The following is a 22,309-nucleotide window of genomic DNA, read 5'->3' as shown; positions in this document are numbered from 1 at the left end:
TATAGTGTATGATATAATGTCATTTGAACTAATTTAAAGGAGAAAAGATTGGAAGGAATAATAGTTATAGATAAACCTATCGGTATAACTTCCTTTGATGTTATAAGGATTTTAAGAAGAAATTTGAAAGAAAGAAGAATAGGACATACAGGAACTTTAGATCCTTTAGCAACTGGAATTCTAGTTATTTGTGTAGGAAAAGCTACAAAATTAGCACAGGATATAGAAGGATATGAAAAAGAGTATGTTGCAGATTTAGAACTTGGTTTTAAAACAGATACCTATGATATAGAGGGGAAAGTTTTAGCTAAAGTAGAAGAGTTTAATATTTCTTATGAAAATTTTGAAGAAACATTAGAAACATTTAAAGGAGATATAAAGCAAATACCACCAATGTATTCTGCTATAAAAGTGGATGGAAAGAAGCTTTATGAGTTAGCAAGAGAAGGTGTAGAGATTGAGAGAAAAGCTAGAGATGTTAGTATAAAAAATCTAGAAACTATATCTTTTGATGGAGTAAAGGCTAAGATTGATTGTACAGTTTCAAAAGGTACATATATAAGAAGTCTAATTTATGATTTAGGTGAGAAATTAGGAACTTTTGCAACAATGACTGGTTTAAGAAGAACTAGAGTTGGAGAAGAGGATTTAGCAAGAGCATTCACATTAGAAACTATTGAAAAAATGGTATCAGAGAATGATTTTTCTTTCTTAGTTTCAATAGAGGATTATTTTAAATTTCCTAAAGTAGATATTGAAGATGAAAATGATTTAAAACTTTTTGTTAATGGTCAAAGATGTAAAAAAAGAATAAATGAAGGAAAATATAGAGTTTATTCTAAGAATAATTTTATAGGCTTAGGCGAGGTTACAAAAGGATTATTAAAAGGTTACAAATATTATTAATTATAGAGAGGAAGAAATATGAAGATTAAAAACATTGCAATTATTGCACACGTTGACCATGGAAAAACAACTTTGGTTGACTGTTTATTAAGACAATCTGGAGTTTTCGGAGCTCACGAACTTGAAAAAGTTGCTGAGAGAGTAATGGACTCTAACGATATTGAAAAAGAAAGAGGAATAACAATATTCTCTAAAAATGCTTCAGTAAGATATGGAGATTGTAAAATTAATATTATAGATACTCCAGGACACGCGGACTTCGGTGGAGAAGTTCAGAGAATTATGAAAATGGTTGATTGTGTTGTTTTACTAGTAGATGCGTTTGAGGGACCAATGCCACAAACAAAATACGTATTAAAGAAAGCTTTAGAGCAAGGACACAGACCAATAGTTGTAGTAAATAAAGTAGATAGACCAAATGCAAGACCTGAAGAGGTTTTATACATGGTTTACGATTTATTTATCGAACTTAATGCTAACGAATTACAATTAGAGTTCCCAGTTGTGTATGCTTCAGGAAAAGCTGGTTTTGCTAAAAAAGAGTTAAATGATAATAGCGACAATATGCAACCTTTATTCGAAACAATAATAGAACATGTTGAAGATGCAGAGGGAGATAACAACAAACCTACGCAATTTTTAATAACAAACATTGAGTACGATAACTATGTTGGAAAACTAGCTGTTGGAAGACTTTACAATGGTACATTAAAAAGAAATCAAGATGTTATATTAATAAAAAGAGATGGAAAGCAAATTAGAGGAAAGGTTTCAGTTCTTTATGGATATGAAGGTCTAAAAAGAGTTGAAATTCAAGAAGCTTTCTCTGGAGATATAATCTCAGTTGCAGGTTTAGATAACATTGATATTGGAGAGACAATTGCTGATTTCAATGAGCCAATTGCTTTACCAGTAATTGATATAGATGAGCCAACTTTAGCAATGACATTCATGGTAAATGATTCTCCATTTGCTGGAAAAGAAGGTAAATTTGTAACATCTAGAAATATTTGGGATAGACTTCAAAAAGAGCTTCAAACAAACGTTAGTATGAGAGTAGAAGCAACAGAAAGTCCAGATGCTTTCGTAGTAAAAGGAAGAGGAGAACTTCAACTTTCAATACTTTTAGAGAATATGAGAAGAGAAGGATTTGAAATTCAAGTTTCTAAACCAAGAGTTTTATTAAAAGATATTGATGGAGAAAAATATGAGCCAATCGAATTAGCAATGGTTGACGTTGATGATGCATTCGTAGGTGTTGTAATTGAAAAAATGGGTATCAGAAAGGGAGAAATGATAACAATGACTCCTGGAACTGATGGATATACAAGATTAGAGTTTAAGGTACCTGCAAGAGGATTAATTGGATTTAGAAATGAATTCTTAACAGATACAAAAGGAACAGGAATCTTAAATCATTCATTCTATGATTTCGAATTATATAAAGGTCCAATTCCAACAAGAGCTAAAGGAGTTTTAATCTCTTTAGAGCAAGGAACAACTGTAGCTTATGCTTTAGGTGGACTACAAGATAGAGGAGTATTATTTACTGATCCAGGAGTAGCTGTTTATGAAGGAATGATCGTAGGAGAGCATAACAGAGATAACGATTTAGTTGTAAACGTATGTAAGGCTAAGAAGTTAACTAACATGAGAGCATCAGGAAGTGACGATGCTATAAAGCTTGCTACACCTAGAAGATATACTTTAGAGCAAGCTCTTGATTACATAGCAGATGACGAGTTAGTAGAAATCACTCCAACTAATATCAGAATAAGAAAGAAATTCTTAAAAGAGAGCGACAGAAGAAAAAACTCTAAATAATAATTAAAGAGGTATATCTATGAAAAAATTATTGTTTGTAATTTTACTGTTATCAATCTTTGGAGGTTGTAGTGGTTTAAATACAAAAAAGTATACGGAAGAAGAGATTATAGCAGCAGTAGTTGTAGATAATGTGTATATTTTAAATAGAGCAATAAAGAATGGTTTTAACATAGATCAACAGTTAAAAAATGGAGATACTCTTTTAAGCCTAGCTTTAAAAGAGGATTCTCTACAAGTTATAGCTAGTTTGTTATCAAATGGAGCAAATATAACTAATGATTTACCTGCAAAGAAGAATATAGGAACTAATTTAATAACTTCAGCAAGACCACCAATTTTTTATGTAAATAGCATGGATGCTTTACAAATGTTTTTAAATGATAAAGCTGATGTAAATGTATTCACTAGTGATGGTGAACTTCTTTTGAATTTTTATATAAAGACAAGGCCACAAAATTTAGCGATAACATTAATAGAAAATGGAGCATCACTTAGAGTTCTTGATTCTAGCCAATGGTATCCAATATTCTGGGCTGTTAATATAGAAAATGAAAATATTTTAAAAGCATTACTAAAAAAAGATAATAGTCAATATTTATTAAAAGATAAAAAAGGGAATTATCCGATATATTATGCTAATTCAAAAGAAATTATAAAAGAGTTATTAGATGGTGAATATAATCCTAAAGAAAAAAACATATATGGGGAAAATATATTAGGAGAAGTATACCTAAAAGTTAAAAGATTAGGTTATAATGATTTGATTCCTATTTTATTAAAAAAGGGAGTAAATCCTAATTATACCTCATATAAATAGAAAATTATAAAAGTTAAGACAAGGATAGAATTTATTAGTTCTATCCTTGTTAACTATTTAGTGAACTTGAAAAAATGATAAAAATAATGTATAATTGCAAAAGCATTTTTTCATAGGAGGAAATAAATGATAAGAAAACTTTTAAGCCCTATAGATAGATTATCTTTTTCGAGGAAATTAATACTTGGATTTTTAACAGCAATAATTTTAGGGTCAATATTACTATACATGCCATTTTCTCTTCAGGATGGTCAAAGGATAAGTTTTTTAACAGCACTTTTTACAATAACATCGGCAATATGTGTGACAGGGTTATCAGTTATTGACATAAGTAAAGTTTTATCTTTTGAAGGACAAATAATACTGCTTGTATTTATTCAATTAGGTGGTTTAGGTGTAATGACTTTTTCATCTTTATTTTTTCTTTTAATTGGAAAAAAAATTGGATATAAAGATAGAGAGTTAATAAAAGAGGAGAGAAATGCTGAAAATAGTGGAGAAATTGTAGATTTTATAAAAAAAATAGTAATAATTGTTTTTTTAATAGAAGGAATAGGAGCATTTTTTTTAACATTGGAATTTTTAAAAATTTTTGATTTTTCAAAAGCTTTATATTATGGAATATTCCACTCTATATCAGCTTTTTGTAATGCAGGATTTGCATTATTTTCAAATAACTTGGAAAACTATCCAGGAAGCATATTAATGAATATGACAGTAGCGTATTTAATAATATTAGGTGGAATAGGATTTTCCGTGATAAATTCAGTACTAGTAGCAGTTAGAAGGGATGTAAAAAGATTTACTTTGACATCAAAAGTAGCTATATTAGTTTCAATGTTTTTAACATTTGTTGGAATGATTTTATTCTTTTTATTAGAATATAAAAACCCTTTAACAATTGGAAGTTTAAATTGGTTTGATAAAGTTTTGGCTTCTTTTTTCCAAAGTGTTACAACTAGAACGGCAGGGTTTAATACCGTTCCTATGGGAGCTTTGAAACCAGCTACTATATTTATGTTTTGTATTTTAATGTTTATTGGAGCTTCTCCTGGGTCAACAGGTGGAGGAATAAAGACAACAACAATTGGAGTAATTATATTTTATGTTATTGGAGTTGTTCAAGGAAAAGAAAACATAAATGTTTTTAATCGAAGAATAAGTTGGGATATACTAAATAGAGCTTTAGCAATATTAATAATATCAATTATATATGTTTCTATAATAATAATGGCAGTTATGACAATAGAAGATATGAGTTTTGAAAAAGTAACATTTGAAGTTATATCGGCTTTTGCCACTGTTGGATTATCGATGGGAATAACTGCAGATTTAAGTGCAATGTCAAAGATACTATTAATAATAACAATGTTTATAGGAAGATTAGGTCCAATGACATTTGCTTTGGCTTTAGGAGAAAAGAAAGTAAAACAAAACTTAAGATACCCAAAAGAGAATATTTTAGTAGGTTAATTAATGGAGGGAAATTATGAAACAATATGTAGTTATAGGTATGGGAAGATTTGGGTCAAGTGTTGCAGAAACACTATACAAGGCTAATGAAGAGGTTTTAGCAATAGATGAATCTGAAGATATAATTCAAGAAGCAGTAAATAGTGGAGTAGTTGAAAATGCAGTAGTGGCAGACGCAACAGATGATAAAGAATTAAAAAATATAGGATTAGAAGGGTTTGATGTTGCTTTTGTATGTATTGGAGCAATAGAGCCGAGCATAATGGTAACTTTAAATTTAAAAGAGTTAGGTGTAAAAAAGATAATTGTAAAAGCAGTATCTAGAAGACATGGAAAAGTTTTAGAAAAAATAGGTGCAAATCAAGTTGTATATCCTGAAGAGTATATGGGTAAAAGAGCTGCAATGGCTGCAATGGATCCAAATATGATTGAACACTTTAGATTTTCAAAGGACTTTTTATTGGCAGAAATAAAATCACCAGAAATCTTTTGGAATAAAACACTTATAGAATTAGATATAAGAAAAAGATATAATGTAAATATTGTTGGAATAAAAAAGGGGAATAGAAACTTTATTCCTAATTTATCAGCGGATACAATAATAGAGCAAGGAGATATTCTTCTTGTAATAACAGATGCTAAAACAGCAGCAGAATTAAAGAATTTAAAGTAATAGAGAGGAGTAAAAATGCAAAATTTTGATGTTATAGTTGTAGGTGCAGGACATGCAGGATGTGAAGCAGCATTAGCAGCAGCAAGAATGGGAGCTAAAACAGCTATCTTTACGATATTATTAGATAATATTGGATATATGTCTTGTAATCCATCTTTAGGAGGGCCAGCTAAGTCTCATTTAGTGAAAGAAATAGACGCTTTAGGTGGAGAAATGGGAAGAAATATAGATAAAACATTTATCCAAATTAGAGTATTAAATACAAAGAAAGGTCCAGCAGTAAGATCTTTAAGAGCACAAGCAGACAAGGTAAATTATAGTAAAGAGATGAAAAAAACTCTTGAAAATACAGAAAACTTAGATGTTATACAAGGAATGGTAACAGAGATTATCGTTGAAGATAGTAAAGTTGTTGGAGTAAAAACTAAAGAGGGTGTAGAGTACAGAGCAAAAGCTGTAGTAATAGCAACTGGAACATTCATGAGAGGTTTAATTCATATTGGAGAAAAGCAATTTCAAGGCGGAAGAATGGGAGAGTTATCTTCAGAAGAATTACCAGTATCATTAGAAACATTGGGGTTAAAATTAGGAAGATTTAAAACAGGAACTCCACCAAGAATAGATGCTAGAACAATAGATTATTCAAAGGTAGAGGTTCAACCAGGAGATCAAGGAGTATTAAAATTTTCAAGTAGAACAACTGCAGAAGAAGTTTTATCTAGAAAACAGATTCCTTGTCATATGGTATTTACAAACCAAGGAGTTCATGACACAATTATTTCAAATAAAGACAGATCGCCTCTATTTAATGGAACAATTCAAGGAACAGGACCTAGATATTGTCCATCAATAGAGGATAAAGTATTTAGATATCCGGATAAAGATAGACATCATCTTTTCTTAGAAAAAGAGGGATATGATACTAACGAGGTTTATATTAGTGGATTTTCTTCGTCATTACCAACAGATGTTCAATATAAAATGTTAAAAGGCATAGAAGGTTTAGAGAATGCAAAAATAATGAGATATGCTTACGCAATAGAGTATGACTACATAATTCCAGAAGAGATAAAATATAGTTTAGAAACTAAAAAAGTGGAAAACCTATTTTTAGCTGGACAAATAAATGGAACATCAGGTTATGAAGAAGCAGGATCTCAAGGACTTATGGCAGGGATAAATGCTACAAGAAAAGTATTTGGAAAAGAACCTATTATTTTAGATAGAGCAGATTCGTATATAGGAACATTAATTGATGATTTAGTTTCAAAAGGAACAAATGAGCCATATAGAATGTTTACCGCAAGAAGTGAGTATAGATTGGTTCTAAGAGAAGATAATGCAGATTTAAGATTATCTAAAATAGGATATGATATTGGTTTAGTTTCTGAAGAAGAATATGCAAGAGTTCAAAAGAAAGAAAAGGATGTTGCTGAAATAATAGAAAAATTAGAAAAGCAACACGTAGGAAGTAGTAACCCAAGAGTTAATGAAATTTTGATAAAAGCCAATGAACCTGAAGTAAAATCAGGAATAACTTTATTAGAGTTATTAAGAAGACCAGAAGTAACATATTCAGATATAAAATATATTTCTGAATTAATAGAAAAGTTTGATTTAGGGTCTTACGATGAAGATACAGAGTACCAAGTTGAGGTACAAGTTAAATATTCAGGATATATTCAAAAATCTTTGAAAATGATAGAAAAGCATAAAGGATTAGAAAATAAAAAACTTCCAGAAGATATGGATTATGACTCTTTAGAAAATATGCCAAAAGAAGCAAAAGATAAATTGAAGCAAGTAAGACCATATAATATTGGACAAGCTTCAAGAATTTCAGGAGTTTCTCCAGCGGATATTCAAGTTCTATTAATGTATTTAAAGTTGAAAGGAAATAAATAGATGAGAGAGTATTTAGTTGAAGGAATAAAAAAAATAGGATTAAAATATACAGATAAAAAAATTGATAATTTAATAAAGTATTTAGAATATTTGGTAGCTTATAATAAGCATACAAATTTAACAGCCATCAGAGATACTAAAGATGCGATAGAGAAGCATTTTTTAGATTCTCTTCTTTTACAAAATTTATTGGATGAGAAAAATGGGACGAAAGCTATAGATATAGGAACTGGAGCTGGATTTCCAGGGATGGTTTTAGCTATTTTTAATCCTAATATAGAGTTTGTATTAATGGATTCTGTAGGTAAAAAGACAACATTTTTACAAAATGTAAAAGAGTTATTAAATTTAGAAAATGTAACTGTAGTTAATTCTAGAGCAGAAGATTATATAAATGATTCTAATAGAGAAAGTTTTGATATAGGACTTTGTAGAGGAGTTAATAAATTAAATGTTATTTTAGAGTATATGATTCCTTTTATAAAAGTTGAAGGTCATTTTTTAGCTCAAAAAATGGCTGGTACAGAGGAAGAAGGAGAAGCAACAAATGCGCTAGAAACTTTAGGTGCAAAAATTGTTAAAATACATAGATATAAGTTACCAAATTACGGTGATGAAAGATTAGTTGTTGAAATTTTAAAAGAAAAATCAACAGATAAAAAATACCCAAGAAGAGCTGGAGTGGCTTTAAAAAAACCATTATAAATATACTAATTAGGGAGGGAAGAGATATGAGAATTTTTGAAAAATACAAAAAATTAATAATCATATCTCTTTCCATTTTTATTTTTTTGAGTGGAGGATTGTTAATTAAATATAATTTACCAAAAGTTGTAGAAATTATATTGAAAATAGCAGTAGGGCCAACAATATCTTCTCAAGAAATTAAATTTCCAAAATTTGGAGAGATTGATATAACTGATGTGGTATTATCAAAGGGAGATGATGTAATAGTAAAAGCTCCCAAGGTAGTTATAACATATTCAAAAGAATCATTAAAAAACTTTAGATTGAAAGAGATTAACGTTGAAAAACCATGGGTTCATATAGAGCGAAAGGAAGAGAGTGTAAATATTGTAGATGCTTTTTCTAGTGGAACTAAAGGGGAATCTACAGCTAAAGCAGGAACAGCAGTTCCAATAGATATAATAACAGTAAAAGATGGTGAGCTTTTATTTCTAGATACAACATATTCAAGAGAAATAAAACAAGAGTTGAATAATGTAAATGGATATGTTTCATTTAATAAAATAACAGGTATAGATTTAGAGTTTAAAGGTGAATGTCAAAAAGAAAAATATGAATATAGATTTAATAATTTAAATGAACCTTTAGATATGAATATAGTTTTAAAAAATATTGTAGTTAAGCCAGAGCTTATTCAGTATGGTTATGATGATAAAGAAATAAGTGGAGCTACAGGATTATTCGATATGAATTTGACTATTGCAACAAGTGGATTAACTGGAGATGCTGAACTTAAAAATGGAACAGTAACATATGATGGTCTAAGTAGTAAAGTAGAGAATGTAAATGGTAAGATTGATTTTAGAAAAGATAAAATTGATGTTAATTTTACATACTTGTTAGAAAATAATCCTGGAACTTTTGATGTTTTTTATTCAGAGAAATCAGGAGTGAAGGTTGATTTTAAATTTAAAGATTTACCTTATTCTGTTGCTAAAAGTTATAAATTATTAGGAGATTTAAATTTACCTTTAGACAATTTAAAATTTAAAAATGTTGATGTTCAATTGTCTTATGAGAAAAGTCAAGGTTTTAAAGCTGAAATTTTATATAATGGTTATCCTTTTGTCTCTTCTGGAGTAGAGATTAGTAACTTAAATGGGAAAGTCTTATTTAAAGATGGAATATTGACTTTGTCAGGAAATAGTTTGAATATATTAGCTTCAGGATTGGAATATAAAAAAGATTTAACATATGAAGTAGCTTTAGATTTAAATGGAGAAGATTTAAAATTTGATGTTATTTCAAATTTTATTAATTTAAATGGAGAATATAAAAAGAAAGAGGAGATATTAAACTTATATCAAGATAAAAAGCTTGTAATGTCTTATAATTTAAAAACTCAAACATTAGAGTTATTAGATTTAGCAGGTAGTAATTTACTTAATAATTATGATTTCTTTTTAAAAGCTCAAGAAAAAGATAAAGTAATTAACTTTGAAGAGATTTCAATGATTAATAAAGATGGACAGATGGTTTTACAAGTCGTTGGAGAGTTAAATAGAGAAAATTTAAAATATAAATTTAAAATGCATACAAAAAATCTTCGTGAAAAAAGTTTGTTGAGCAATCTAAATTTAGATACAAAATTAGATTTTATAGGTGAGATAGCTGGAGAGAGAGATAAATTTATTTTACGAGGAGTAGTTAATGATTTAAAAATAGAAAATAAAGATATTCTTTTAGATGCTTATGCGAATGTTTCAGTGATTAATGATAATGGAATTCAGGCTAATATTCAAGGAGAGTTAAGAGAAGGAAAATACAAAAAAATTAAAGTGCAAGGTATAAAAATTGACTCTACATTTGATAATGGGAAATTAACAATATCTGATATAAGAAATGGATTATTTAAAGTCCGAGGAGAAGTTGATATCTTAGATAAAAAGTTGGATTTGAATTATCATATAACAGGATTAAAAAGTAGTGAATTTGAAAAAAGTAGTGTAGTTTTACTTTTAGAAAATGTATATGGAAGTATATCAGGAACTTTTGAAGAGTTTCAAGCTGATGCACAAGTAAAAGAAGCATACTTAGAAATGCCAAATAAAGCTTTGGTATCAATGAGTGGAGATATTTTATATAAAGATAACACTATATCAACAGAGAAGTTTAAATTAAATCAAAGTTTAGCTAGTGGAAAATATAATTTAAAAGAAAAAGATGGAAAGTTTATACTTAATATATTGGAAGAAAATTTATCAAAATATTATAATTTTAAAGCACTAAAATATCGTGTATTATCTAGAGTTGAAGGACAAATATCTGATGGAGTTATTGAAGCAAGTGCAGGAGTAAATATTGATAGAGTATATTTAAATGGCGATATATTACCAAATTTAACTTCAACTTTAAAATATTTAAAAAATGATAAGGAAAATATACTATATATAGATAATTTAGACATATTTAGCTTAGAAGGAAAAAGAGTTTTATTCTCAAAGGGTAGTGTTAATTTAATTGAGAAAACAATAGAATACAATATTCCAAAACAAACACTGCATCTAAGGGATTTTCAAGGTATAATAAATGTAAAGGATATGAGTGGAAGTATAGGAATAGAAAGTGAAGTTAAAGGTTATTTAGATAATCCACAATATAATTTAAAATTATATGATGGAGAGTACGAAATTAAAGGATTTAATTTTGACGATATTTCTTTGGAGTTAGCAGGAGATAAAGAGATTTTAAAAATTAATGAAATTTTAGCGTATTATGAAAAAAATATGATAAAAGGAAAAGGAGAGTATATAATCTCAAATCAAGAATACAATTTTAATATTTTTTCAAAAAATATAGATTTAAGTTTTTTAAATGCAATTTTATCAAAGGATGATTTAAAAGATATTAGTGGAACAGCTAATATAGATGTACAGTTATCAAGTGATTTAAAAGAAAATAGTGGCTATATAGATTTAATTGATTTTAATGCAACTCTACCAAAAGCTCTATTAAATTTAAATAATTTAAATATGATTTTAAAGATTGATAATGAAAGATTAACAGTAAATTCCTTAGAAGGAAAGTTAAATGATGGTGAAATAAAAGGAAAAGGTTATTTAAAGTTACCATCATTAGATGAGATAAAGGCAGACGATGAGTTTTATAAAAATTTAGACTATGCATTTAATATAACTTTAAAAAATATGATTTATCAATTAAAAGATTATTTTAAAATAGATCTTTCAACAAATTTAGTATATTCTGAAAATAAAGTATCTGGAAATGTTATTATAAATAATGGTGAAATAACGGGAATACTAAAAGAAGATAAGGGCTTGATTTTAACGATTTTAAATTTTATAATAGATAAGACTAGAGCTATAATTGGCGAGAGTAAAAGATTGGGAAAAGATTTTGAAATAAAGAGTGGATTAAATGAAACTCCTGAGTTTAATATAGGGGTTATGATAAGAGATGGTATAAATATAAACATACCAGATATATCAACTTTTGCTCAAGATGTTCAAGGTGTTTTATTAGGAAGATTTAATATTGTTGGAAAAAATGAAAAGATTGGTGTAGTTGGTGAATTAGAAATACAAAAAGGTAGCTTTGTTCTGGGAAGCGAAGACTTTACTGTTACTAGAGCATTACTTTTAGCAGATAAAAAAAATGGCTTAATTTCAGATTTTAATCCGAATTTAATATTTGATGTATCTTCATTAACGGCTAATGGGAATGTAGAAATATCTTTACAAGGAGAGCTAAATAGTTTAAGATTAAATATAGTAACCAATCAAGGAAGTGAAAGCAGTAGTTTGAAAAATCTTTTCGACGGAAGTGGAGAGGGTAATGATAAAAACGTAGTGGCATTGTTATTTAAAACTATTATAGATAGTCAAATTTCAAGTACTTTATTAAGACCAATATCAAGAACTATCCAAAATGTTTTTCATATATCTAAATTTAGGATAGTATCAGATGTCTTTAATCAAGAGGTTTTAGCCAATTCAGATGATCCAAAAACACAAGATCCAAATGTATTTGGATTTGGTGCATATTTAGAAGCGGAGAATCCTATATATAAAGATAAATATTTTTGGATTTTAAAGCTAGGAATAATAGATGGAACGAAGTATGATATAGGTGGGTCTGATAGTGAAAGTCAAAGTAATGAGTTTTCTAACTCTGTAAATCAGTTAGATTTTAAAGTAGAGAGAAGATATAAATCAGGATGGTCTTATGGAGTAGGAGTAGCAAAATTAAACGATGCAAATATGATTGATGAAAAGAAAAAAGGAAAATTAAATTATTATGTTGATTTTAAGTTTGAAAGAAAATATAATAGTATAAAAGATATTTTTTCTAATAAAAAATAATTGGAGGGCAATTTGGGATGAAAAAGCACCTAATCGGAATAATATCACTAGTAGCTTCTATAGTTTCATTTGGAGCAGAGGGAGAATATTTAGTAAAAGGGGTAGAGTTTAAAAACTTAAACGAAATACCTCAAGATGTTTTAATACAAAAGATGAGTTTAAAGAAAGGTCAAGTATTCTCAACAGAGGGATTATTAAAAGACTATAACAACATAAAGAAAAGTGATTATATAGACGAATTAGCTATTTATCCTCAAGTTTATGATGGAGGAATAAAACTAGTAGTAGACGTAAAAGAGAAAAAAGATACTAAAGAACTTTTAGAAAAGCAAGGTATTTTACCAGCTTCTGAAAGAGAGAGAGTAGATACAACATTAGTTGTTTCTAGTTTAGAAATAATTGGTAGTGTAAATGTTCCTGTTAATGAAGTTGCAAAGAAAATACCAATTAAAGTTGGAGGGTATTTTTCAAAAAATAAAATAATTAAAGGACAAAGAGAGCTTTTAGAAACAGGGATGTATAGAGAGGTTATACCTGATGTATACCAATACCCAGAAGGATTAGTTGTTGTGTATTCTGTTATTGAAAATCCAATTATAAATGGAGTTCAAATTAAGGGAAATACTAAATATACTACAGAAGAATTAAAAAGTTTAATTAATATAGAACCAGGAAAAGTTTTAAATCTTAATAATTTGAGAGATGCTAGAGATAAAATATTAAAAAAATATAATGAAGATGGTTATGTTTTAGCTGAAATAGAAGATATTGATTTAACTGGTGGTAATGACTTAACAATAGTAATTAATGAAGGTACAGTGGATAAAGTTAATTTCACAAAAATGGTTACTAAACAAAAAGGTCAAAGAAGAAAAGCTACTGATACATTATTAAAAACTAGAGATTATGTAGTTGAAAGAGAAATAGAGATACAACCTGGTGAAGTATTTAATATAAATGATTATAATGAGACTGTATCAAATTTAATGAGAACAGGATATTTTAAAAATGTAAAATACGAAACAAAACCAGCACCAGGAGAAAATCAAGGTGTTGACTTAGTTCTTCTATTAGAAGAGGAGAGAACTGCAACTTTACAAGGAGCGGTATCTTATGGATCAGAGATAGGATTACTAGGGATGTTATCAGTAAAAGATATGAACTGGCAGGGTAAAGGACAAGAGTTAGGAGTAACTTTTGAAAAATCAGATGAAAATTATACAAGTTTCTCAATCAATTTCTCAGATCCTTGGATAAAAGGTACAGATAGAATATCTTGGGGATGGAGTTTATATAAAAACGAATATGAAAATAGTGACAGTGTACTTTTCAATGAGACAGATACATATGGTGCTAAGTTAAATATAGGAAAAGGATTAACTAAAAACTTAAGATTAGGTTTAGGAACTAAAGCTGAATATATAACAGAAAAGGCTGATAAGTCGGAGTTAGCAAACTATACTAACTATGATGGAGAAAATCTTCTTGATAAATGGGGAGATAAGAGAAGTTATGGATTATTTAGTGTTTATCCGTCGATAACATATGATACAAGAAATAGCTATTGGAATCCAACATCTGGTTGGTATGGAAAATATCAAGTTGAAGTAGGATATGCTGATACAATAGATTCTGGAACTTTTGCTAATACAACTTTAGAATTAAGAAAGTATCATAGAGGATTATTTAAAAATAATACATTTGCATATAGAGCTGTAGGAGGAGTTATGACTACAACTACTCCGGAATCTCAAAGATTCTGGGTAGGAGGAGGAAGTACTCTTAGAGGATACGATGGAGGATTCTACCAAGGAACACAAAAGATAACTGCAACAATAGAAAATAGAACTCAAATAAATGATGTATTAGGATTTGTTCTATTCTCAGATATAGGAAGAGCATGGGATTATCAAGGGGAAGACCCAGGATATTTAAATGAAAAAAGAGATGCTAGATTCCCAGATGATATAGGAACAACAGTGGGAGTTGGATTAAGAGTTAATACACCAGTAGGACCATTAAGATTTGACTTTGGATGGCCAGTAGGAAATTCAGAAGAAAGTGGAATGAAATTCTACTTTAATATGGGACAATCATTCTAATAAATATATATATGGAGGATTCACAATGAAGAAAATAGCAATAATAGCAATGTTAGCAGCAGTATCTACATCTGCTTTCGCATTAAAAGTAGGATATGTAAATAGTCAAGAGTTATTTGCAAAATACTCACAAACAAAAGTTATTAGAGATAATTTAACTAAAGAAAAGCAAACTTTAGAGACTACATTACAAAAGAAAGAGATTGAATTACAAAAACTTCAAGTTGAATTACAAGGAAAAGGGAAAGATGTAACTGAAGCTGAAAAAAAGGCTTTTGAAGAAAAAGTTGCAGCATTTCAAAAATTAGTAAGAGAGTCTCAAGCTAAACTTTCAAATGAAGAAGCAAAAAAAATGCAAGAGATAGATAGATTAATAAATATTTCTATTCAAAACGTAGCAAGATCAGATAAGTATGACTATGTTCTTGAGCAAGGTGCAATTAAATTTGGAGGAGAAAATATAACTCCAAAAGTGTTAAATGTTATGGAAAAAAGTAAAAAAGTAAACTAATAAAAAATAGAGAGGGATAAAATGACTTATAAAATAGATGAGTTAATAACCCTTCTTGAATGTGAGGTAAAGGGAGATGCCAAGGTAAACATTACAGGGTTATCTCCCTTTTTTCAAGCTGAAGAAGGAGAAGTAACTTTTGCATCAGATGAAAAATTTTTAAAAAAATTAGACGAAACTAAAGCAAGTGTTGTAATTGTTCCATTTGGAATGGTATTACCAGAAAATGGAAAGACATATTTACTAGTAAAGGATAATCCAAGAGTTTTAATGCCTAAGTTATTAGCATTTTTTAAAAGAAAGCTGAAAAAAATGGAAAAATTAGTTGAAGAATCAGCTATAATAGGTGAAGGAACGATTGTTGGAATAAATGCTTATATTGGGCATGATGTGAAACTTGGAAAAAATGTAATGATTTATCCAAATGTAACAATATGCGAAGGGGTCGAGATAGGGGATAATACAATAATTTATCCAAATGTAACAATAAGAGAGTTTTGTAAAATTGGAAAAGAGTGTGTTATTCAACCAGGAGCAGTAATTGGATCAGACGGATTTGGTTTTGTAAAGGTAAATGGAAATAATACAAAAATAGATCAGATAGGATCTGTAATTCTTGAAGATTTTGTAGAAATAGGTGCCAATACAACGATTGATAGAGGAACGATTGGAAATACAGTAATTAAAAAATATACAAAAATAGATAATCTAGTTCAAATTGCTCATAATGATATAATTGGTCAAAACTGCTTAATCATATCTCAAGTAGGAATAGCTGGAAGCACTGAAGTGGGAGATAACACAACTTTAGGTGGACAAGTTGGAGTTGCAGGACATATTAAGATTGGTAGCAATGTAATGGTTGGAGCAAAATCCGGTATTATAGGAAATGTTGATGATAATCAGGTTTTAGCTGGACATCCATTAATGAATCTAAAAGATGACTTAAAAGTAAAAGCTGCTCAAAAGAAATTACCAGAACTATTAAAAAGAGTAAAAGAGCTGGAAAAGAAACTTTAAAAATAATAAAATAAAGAAAAATCTAAAGAGGTTAAATCAACTTTAGATTTTTTATTTTTTTGAAGAAAGGTATTTAATTTAAAGGTGTAACATGATACAATATATTAAAATAAAAAAAATGAGGTAGTTTAATGAAAAAGAGAATAACTTTTGATAAGTATGGTGAAATGAGATTTATATCCCATTTGGATATGCTTAGATTTGCAGATAGATTATTAAAGAAAGCTCATATACCTATGAAATATACTCAAGGATTTCATCCAAGACCAAAGATATCCTTAGGAAATCCAGTATCTTTAGGAACAGAAGCTTTTAATGAATTAATGGATATAGAGTTATCAGAAATGATGACAAATGAAGAGGTAATGGAAAGAATGAACTCTGCAGCAGTTCCAGGATTTAAAGTAACTAAAGTAGAAACAATCGAAGATAAAAGAAGTATTGTAGATGTATATACAAATGCTATATTTGAAATAACAGGTTCTAAAAGTGATATAGATACCTTAGAAACTCTATTTAATCAAGAGGAAATAATTGAGCGAAAAGAGAAAAAAGGAAAGATATCAGAAAGAAACTTAGGAGAAAGAGTTAAAGATTTTTCAAGAGTAGATGACACAATAAACTTAGAATTGGTTAATACTTCACCAAACTCTTTTTTAATCTTAGCAGGAGTAGATATAAAGGACGTACATATAATAAAAAAAGGTTATAAAATCTAAAACATATAATTAATTATAAAGGAGAAAAGCTATGCTAGATTTAAGATTTATTCGTGAAAACATTGATATGTTACAAGAAATGCTTGTAAACAGAGGAAGCAATATTGATCTTCAAGAGTTTGTAAAATTAGATACAGAGAGAAGAGAGATTTTATCCAAAGTTGAAATGCTAAAAAATAAAAGAAATACAGAGTCTGCAGAAGTAGCTAGAAGAAAAAAGGCAGGAGAGGATGCTTCTGAAATTATAGCTGAGATGGGAAAAGTTTCTGCTGAAATAAAAGAACTAGATGCAAAACTTGCAGAAGTAGAAGAGAAGGTAACATATTTCCAAATGACATTTCCAAATATGTACCACTCAAGTACTCCTATCGGAAAAGACGAAGAGGATAATGTTGAAATAAGAAGATGGGGAACACCTAGAGAGTTTACTTTCCAACCAAAAGAGCACTGGGAAATAGGAGAAAATCTTGAAATTTTAGACTTTGAAAGAGGAGCAAAATTAGGAGGTTCAAGATTTGTAGTATATAGAGGAGCAGCAGCAAGATTAGAGAGAGCTTTAATTAGCTTTATGTTAGATACTCATACAACAGAGCATGGATACACAGAGCATTTAACACCATTTATTGTAAAAAGAGATATCTGTGAAGGAACAGGACAATTACCAAAATTTGAAGAGGATATGTATAAGACAACTGATGATATGTTCTTAATTTCAACATCAGAAATAACATTAACAAATATACATAGACAAGAGATATTAAATGAAAGTGATTTACCTAAATATTATACAGCTTATTCACCTTGTTTCAGAAGAGAGGCTGGTTCTTATGGAAGAGATATGAAAGGGTTAATAAGATTACATCAATTTAATAAAGTTGAAATGGTAAAGTTAGCAACACCTGAAACATCATATGATGAGCTAGAGAAAATGGTTGCTAATGCAGAAACAATATTACAAAGATTAGGATTACCATATAGAGTTATTCAATTATGTTCTGGAGATATGGGATTTGGAGCAGCTAAAACTTATGATTTAGAAGTATGGTTACCTGGTCAAAATAAATTTAGAGAGATTTCATCTTGTTCTAACTGTGGAGATTTCCAAGCTAGAAGAATGGGACTAAAATATAGACCAGAAGGAAATTCGAAAAGTGAATTCTGTCATACATTAAATGGATCAGGATTAGCAGTAGGTAGAACTCTAGTAGCAATTATGGAAAATTATCAACAAGAGGATGGATCATTCTTAATACCAGAAGTTTTAGTACCATATATGGGTGGTATGACTGTTGTTAAAAAGTAGTCTTTTAATTTTATTTGTTTTGAATCTATTTGTTAAAAATATGACGGTATTGGGAGTTCTTCTTTTTATTGGAGTTGTATTGAATATTATATTCAATAAAGAACTTTTAAAACATTTAAAGAAATTAAAATTTCTTATATTTATATATTTAACTACTTTTTTGGCTCAGATATATTATCATCAAGAGGGAGAGGTTCTATTTAAAATTTACAGTATATATGTTACAAAGGGTGGAATCTTAAATTTTGCTTCAAGCTTTTTAAGGATTATAAATTTAATTCTTTTATCTTGGTTAGTAAATACTCAAAATATATTGCCCAAAAGTCTATCTTCATACCAAAGGGTAATAGAAGATGTAATAGAGTTAATACCTGAGGTTTTTAAGATATTTAAAAGCAAAAGAAAGATAAAGTGGTTTTTTAGATATATTTTAAGTCAAATAAAGATAAAAAACTAATAGTTTCAAAAATTGATTTTAGTGTAAAAATTTGTTATATTAATAGATGAATAAAATATTAGGAGGAAAATTATGTCATATAATTACAAAGATTTAGGATTATCTAATACTAGAGAAATGTTCGCAAAAGCTAACAAAGAGCACTATGCTGTTCCAGCATTTAACTTCAATAATATGGAGCAAATGCTTGCAATCGTTGAAGCTTGTGCTGAGATGGGATCACCAGTTATATTACAATGTTCAACAGGAGCATTAAAGTATATGACAAAAGAGGTTACTCCACTTTTAGCTAAGGCAGCTGTAGACAGAGCAAGAGCTATGGGATCAGATATTCCAGTAGCACTTCACTTAGATCACGGACCAAGCTTAGATGCAGTAAAATCATGTATAGATGCAGGATTCTCATCAGTAATGATCGATGGATCTCACTATTCATTTGACGAGAATATAGCAATCACAAAAGAAGTTGTTGAATATGCAAAGAAATTTGACGTTACAGTAGAAGCTGAATTAGGAGTTCTTGCTGGAGTAGAAGATGACGTTGTTGCTGAGCACAGCATATTTACAAATCCTGATGAGGTTGAAGAGTTTGTATCAAGAACTGGAGTGGATTCATTAGCTATCGCTATTGGAACTTCACATGGAGCTCACAAATTCAAACCTGGAACAAATCCAAAGTTAGAGTTAGAAATATTAGCTGAAATCGAAAGAAGAATCCCAGGATTCCCAATCGTATTACACGGATCATCAGCAGTACCTCAAAAATACGTTGAAGAGATCAAAAAATATGGTGGAGTATTAAAAGACGCTATTGGAATCCCTAACACTGAGTTAATGGGAGCAGCAAAATCAGGTGTTGCAAAAATAAACGTAGATACAGATGGAAGACTTGCATTTACAGCAGGAGTAAGAAGAGTATTTGCTGAGCAACCTGGAGAGTTCGATCCAAGAAAATATTTAGGTGTTGCAAAAGAAGAGATGAAATCATACTATAAAGAAAAAATTAAAGAAGTTTTCGGATCAGAGAACGCTTACAAAGCAGCAAAATAATTAAACAATTAAAACCTGTAGATTATGTCTACAGGTTTTTTTATTTGAAAATTTAAATTGTTCTAGCTATTGATTTTTTAAAAAAAATATAGTAATAAAATAGAATAAATTCTTTGGGAAAAATTAAAATAAAAAATAGGAGGTAAAAATGGCTTGTGATAATAAATTAAAAAAAGAGATGTTTGAAGAGTTAAAGAAGTATATAAGTGAGATTGAAGAAAAAAATGGAGCATTAATCTCTGTACTTCATAAAGGACAAGAGATTTTTGGATATTTACCACAAGAAGTACAGGAGTTTATAGCAAAAGAGATGAATATTCCAATTGCTAAAGTGTATGGAGTGGTAAGTTTTTATCATTTCTTCTCAATGAAACCAAAAGGAAAGCATCCGATATCAGTTTGTATGGGTACAGCTTGTTATGTTAGAGGGGCTGAAAAAGTTTTAAATAGTGTAAAAAATTACTTAGGAATTGATGTAGGAGAAACAACAGAGGATGGATTGTTTTCTATAGATGCATTAAGATGTGTTGGAGCATGTGGACTAGCTCCAGTAGTTTTAATAGGAAAAGATGTTTATGGAAAAGAAGAGGTTAAAGATATGAAAAAAATCTTAGAAAAATATAGGAAAGAAGCATCAAAATAGAGGATCGATATTACATTAAAAGTATTTTAGGAGGCTAATTATGAAAGAAAAAAAGAAAATACTTGTTTGTGGTGGTACTGGTTGTTTATCTGCAAAAGGAGAACAGATTGTAGAAAATTTAAGAAATTCAATTAAAGAGCATGGATTAAAAAATGATGTTGAAGTTATACAAACGGGTTGTTTTGGATTTTGTGAAAAAGGACCTATAGTAAAAATAATGCCAGAAAATACATTTTATATTGAAGTAAAGCCAGAAGATGCAGAAAGAATAGTAGTAGAGGACATAATTAGTGAGAAAAGAATAGTAGAGCTACTTTATATAGACCCTAAAAATGGTGAGAGAGTTTTTGAAGGGGAAAATATGGAGTTTTATAAAAAACAGATAAGAATTGCTCTTAAAAATTGTGGTAGTATAGATCCAGAATCGATTGAACAATATATGGCAGCTGAAGGTTATGCAGCTTTAAAAAAAATATTAACAACAATGACCCCTGAAAGTGTTGTAAAAGTAATTAAAGATTCAGGTTTAAGAGGAAGAGGGGGAGGAGGATACTCAACAGGTTTGAAATGGGAATTTGCCTCTAAAAATATATCAGATCAAAAATATGTAGTGTGTAATGCTGACGAAGGAGATCCAGGTGCTTTTATGGACAGATCTATTTTAGAGGGAGATCCACATAGTGTTATTGAGGGTATGATTATTGCTGGATATGCTATAGGAGCTACAAAGGGATTAGTTTACATTAGAGCTGAATATCCATTAGCAATAGAAAGATTGAGAAAGGCGATTGAAACGGCTAGAAAGAATGGAATATTAGGAGAGAAAATATTTGGAACAGATTTCCAATTTGATATTGAAATAAAATATGGTGCTGGAGCATTTGTATGTGGAGAGGAAACAGCATTAATACACTCTATGGAAGGTGGAAGAGGAGAACCAACAACAAAACCACCATATCCAGCTGAATCGGGATATTGGGGGAAACCAACAATAGTAAATAATGTTGAGACTTTAGCTAATATTGCTCAAATAATTTTAAAAGGGGTAGAGTGGTTTAGAAGTATTGGAACAAAAAATTCTCCTGGAACAAAAGTTTTTGCTTTAGCTGGAAAGATAAATAATGTTGGATTAGTGGAAGTTCCTATGGGAACAACTTTAAGAGAAGTTATTTTTGAAATCGGTGGTGGAATAAAGAATAATAAAAAATTTAAAGCTGTTCAGACAGGAGGTCCATCAGGTGGGTGTTTAACTGAAAAAGATTTAGATACACCAATAGATTTTGATACTCTTTTAGCTAAAGGGTCTATGATGGGATCAGGTGGAATGATAGTAATGGATGAAGATGACTGTATGGTTGCAGTATCTAAATTTTATTTAGAATTCACTGTTGATGAATCTTGTGGAAAGTGTGCACCTTGTAGAATAGGAAATACTAGATTGTGGGAAATTTTAGATAGAATAACAAAAGGAGAGGGAAAGGAAGAGGATATAGGACTATTAAAAGAGCTATCTCAAACAATAAAAACAACTTCTCTTTGTGGACTAGGGCAAACTTCACCAAATCCCGTTTTATCTACAATAAATCAATTTTTAGATGAGTATTTAGAGCATATACATGATAAAAAATGTAGAGCCGGACAGTGTCAAGCTTTAAGAAGATATCTAATAAATGATAAATGTGTAGGATGTACAGCATGTGCAAGAGTATGTCCAGTTGCATGTATTGATGGAAAAGTTAAAGAAAGACATGTTATAGACCAAAGTAGATGTATAAAATGTGGTGCTTGTTATAATGCTTGTAAGTTTAGTGCAATAGATATAGCTTAGTGGAGG

17 protein-coding genes are annotated in these 22,309 nt (G+C 29.4%); all 17 read left to right on the top strand.

The features are described 5' to 3' along the window. Positions 1-48 precede the first annotated feature (48 nt). Positions 49-906, top strand: coding sequence for a tRNA pseudouridine(55) synthase TruB (truB, locus tag H5J23_RS08595; RefSeq protein WP_185891765.1), 858 nt, complete (start codon positions 49-51; stop codon positions 904-906). An 18-nt stretch (positions 907-924) separates the two neighbouring features. Beyond that, positions 925-2,730, top strand: a complete 1,806-nt coding sequence (gene typA, locus H5J23_RS08590; RefSeq protein WP_185891763.1) for a translational GTPase TypA — start codon at positions 925-927, stop codon at positions 2,728-2,730. A 19-nt stretch (positions 2,731-2,749) separates the two neighbouring features. Then, complete coding sequence (locus H5J23_RS08585; RefSeq protein ID WP_023051840.1) at positions 2,750-3,550, top strand: ankyrin repeat domain-containing protein; 801 nt, start codon at positions 2,750-2,752, stop codon at positions 3,548-3,550. Positions 3,551-3,676: 126 nt separating this feature from the next. Further along, on the top strand, positions 3,677-5,023 hold the full coding sequence (locus tag H5J23_RS08580; protein WP_040406173.1) for a TrkH family potassium uptake protein: 1,347 nt from the start codon (positions 3,677-3,679) through the stop codon (positions 5,021-5,023). A gap of 16 nt (positions 5,024-5,039) precedes the next feature. Then, the gene (locus H5J23_RS08575; RefSeq protein WP_023051843.1) at positions 5,040-5,696 is read left to right on the top strand and encodes a TrkA family potassium uptake protein; all 657 of its coding nucleotides are present in this window, start codon (positions 5,040-5,042) and stop codon (positions 5,694-5,696) included. A gap of 15 nt (positions 5,697-5,711) precedes the next feature. Next, positions 5,712-7,601 (top strand): tRNA uridine-5-carboxymethylaminomethyl(34) synthesis enzyme MnmG, encoded by a 1,890-nt coding sequence (gene mnmG, locus H5J23_RS08570; protein WP_023051844.1) that lies wholly within the window; start codon positions 5,712-5,714, stop codon positions 7,599-7,601. After that, positions 7,602-8,306 carry a 16S rRNA (guanine(527)-N(7))-methyltransferase RsmG gene (gene rsmG / locus H5J23_RS08565; protein WP_023051845.1) on the top strand — a complete coding sequence of 235 codons (705 nt, stop codon included), beginning with the start codon at positions 7,602-7,604 and terminating at the stop codon, positions 8,304-8,306. A gap of 26 nt (positions 8,307-8,332) precedes the next feature. Further along, positions 8,333-12,670, top strand: coding sequence for a hypothetical protein (locus H5J23_RS08560; RefSeq protein ID WP_185891761.1), 4,338 nt, complete (start codon positions 8,333-8,335; stop codon positions 12,668-12,670). Positions 12,671-12,687: 17 nt separating this feature from the next. Continuing rightward, complete coding sequence (locus H5J23_RS08555) at positions 12,688-14,772, top strand: outer membrane protein assembly factor (RefSeq protein WP_185891759.1); 2,085 nt, start codon at positions 12,688-12,690, stop codon at positions 14,770-14,772. Between the two features lie 25 nt (positions 14,773-14,797). Then, the gene (locus H5J23_RS08550) at positions 14,798-15,283 is read left to right on the top strand and encodes an OmpH family outer membrane protein (protein WP_023051848.1); all 486 of its coding nucleotides are present in this window, start codon (positions 14,798-14,800) and stop codon (positions 15,281-15,283) included. 21 nt (positions 15,284-15,304) lie between these two features. Beyond that, positions 15,305-16,303, top strand: coding sequence for a UDP-3-O-(3-hydroxymyristoyl)glucosamine N-acyltransferase (lpxD, locus tag H5J23_RS08545; protein ID WP_185891757.1), 999 nt, complete (start codon positions 15,305-15,307; stop codon positions 16,301-16,303). Between the two features lie 131 nt (positions 16,304-16,434). Next, positions 16,435-17,022, top strand: coding sequence for a TIGR03936 family radical SAM-associated protein (locus H5J23_RS08540; RefSeq protein ID WP_023051850.1), 588 nt, complete (start codon positions 16,435-16,437; stop codon positions 17,020-17,022). Positions 17,023-17,053: 31 nt separating this feature from the next. Further along, positions 17,054-18,325: a serine--tRNA ligase gene (gene serS / locus H5J23_RS08535; RefSeq protein ID WP_023051851.1), complete on the top strand. Its 1,272-nt coding sequence runs from the start codon at positions 17,054-17,056 to the stop codon at positions 18,323-18,325. Beyond that, positions 18,312-18,782: a hypothetical protein gene (locus H5J23_RS08530; protein ID WP_023051852.1), complete on the top strand. Its 471-nt coding sequence runs from the start codon at positions 18,312-18,314 to the stop codon at positions 18,780-18,782. Before serS ends, H5J23_RS08530 begins: the two co-directional genes overlap by 14 nt. Before the next feature lie 72 nt (positions 18,783-18,854). Continuing rightward, positions 18,855-19,832, top strand: coding sequence for a class II fructose-1,6-bisphosphate aldolase (gene fba / locus H5J23_RS08525; protein WP_023051853.1), 978 nt, complete (start codon positions 18,855-18,857; stop codon positions 19,830-19,832). 148 nt (positions 19,833-19,980) lie between these two features. After that, complete coding sequence (locus tag H5J23_RS08520) at positions 19,981-20,475, top strand: NAD(P)H-dependent oxidoreductase subunit E (RefSeq protein ID WP_023051854.1); 495 nt, start codon at positions 19,981-19,983, stop codon at positions 20,473-20,475. Positions 20,476-20,515: 40 nt separating this feature from the next. Beyond that, on the top strand, positions 20,516-22,303 hold the full coding sequence (locus H5J23_RS08515) for an NADH-quinone oxidoreductase subunit NuoF (protein WP_023051855.1): 1,788 nt from the start codon (positions 20,516-20,518) through the stop codon (positions 22,301-22,303). The last annotated feature ends 6 nt before the right edge of the window (positions 22,304-22,309 follow it).

Origin of the sequence: Cetobacterium sp. 2G large (assembly GCF_014250655.1) — a bacterium.
Taxonomy (GTDB): domain Bacteria; phylum Fusobacteriota; class Fusobacteriia; order Fusobacteriales; family Fusobacteriaceae; genus Cetobacterium_A; species Cetobacterium_A somerae.
The sequence above is the reverse complement of the archived record's forward strand: the minus strand, read 5'-3'. Positions and strand labels throughout refer to the sequence as shown.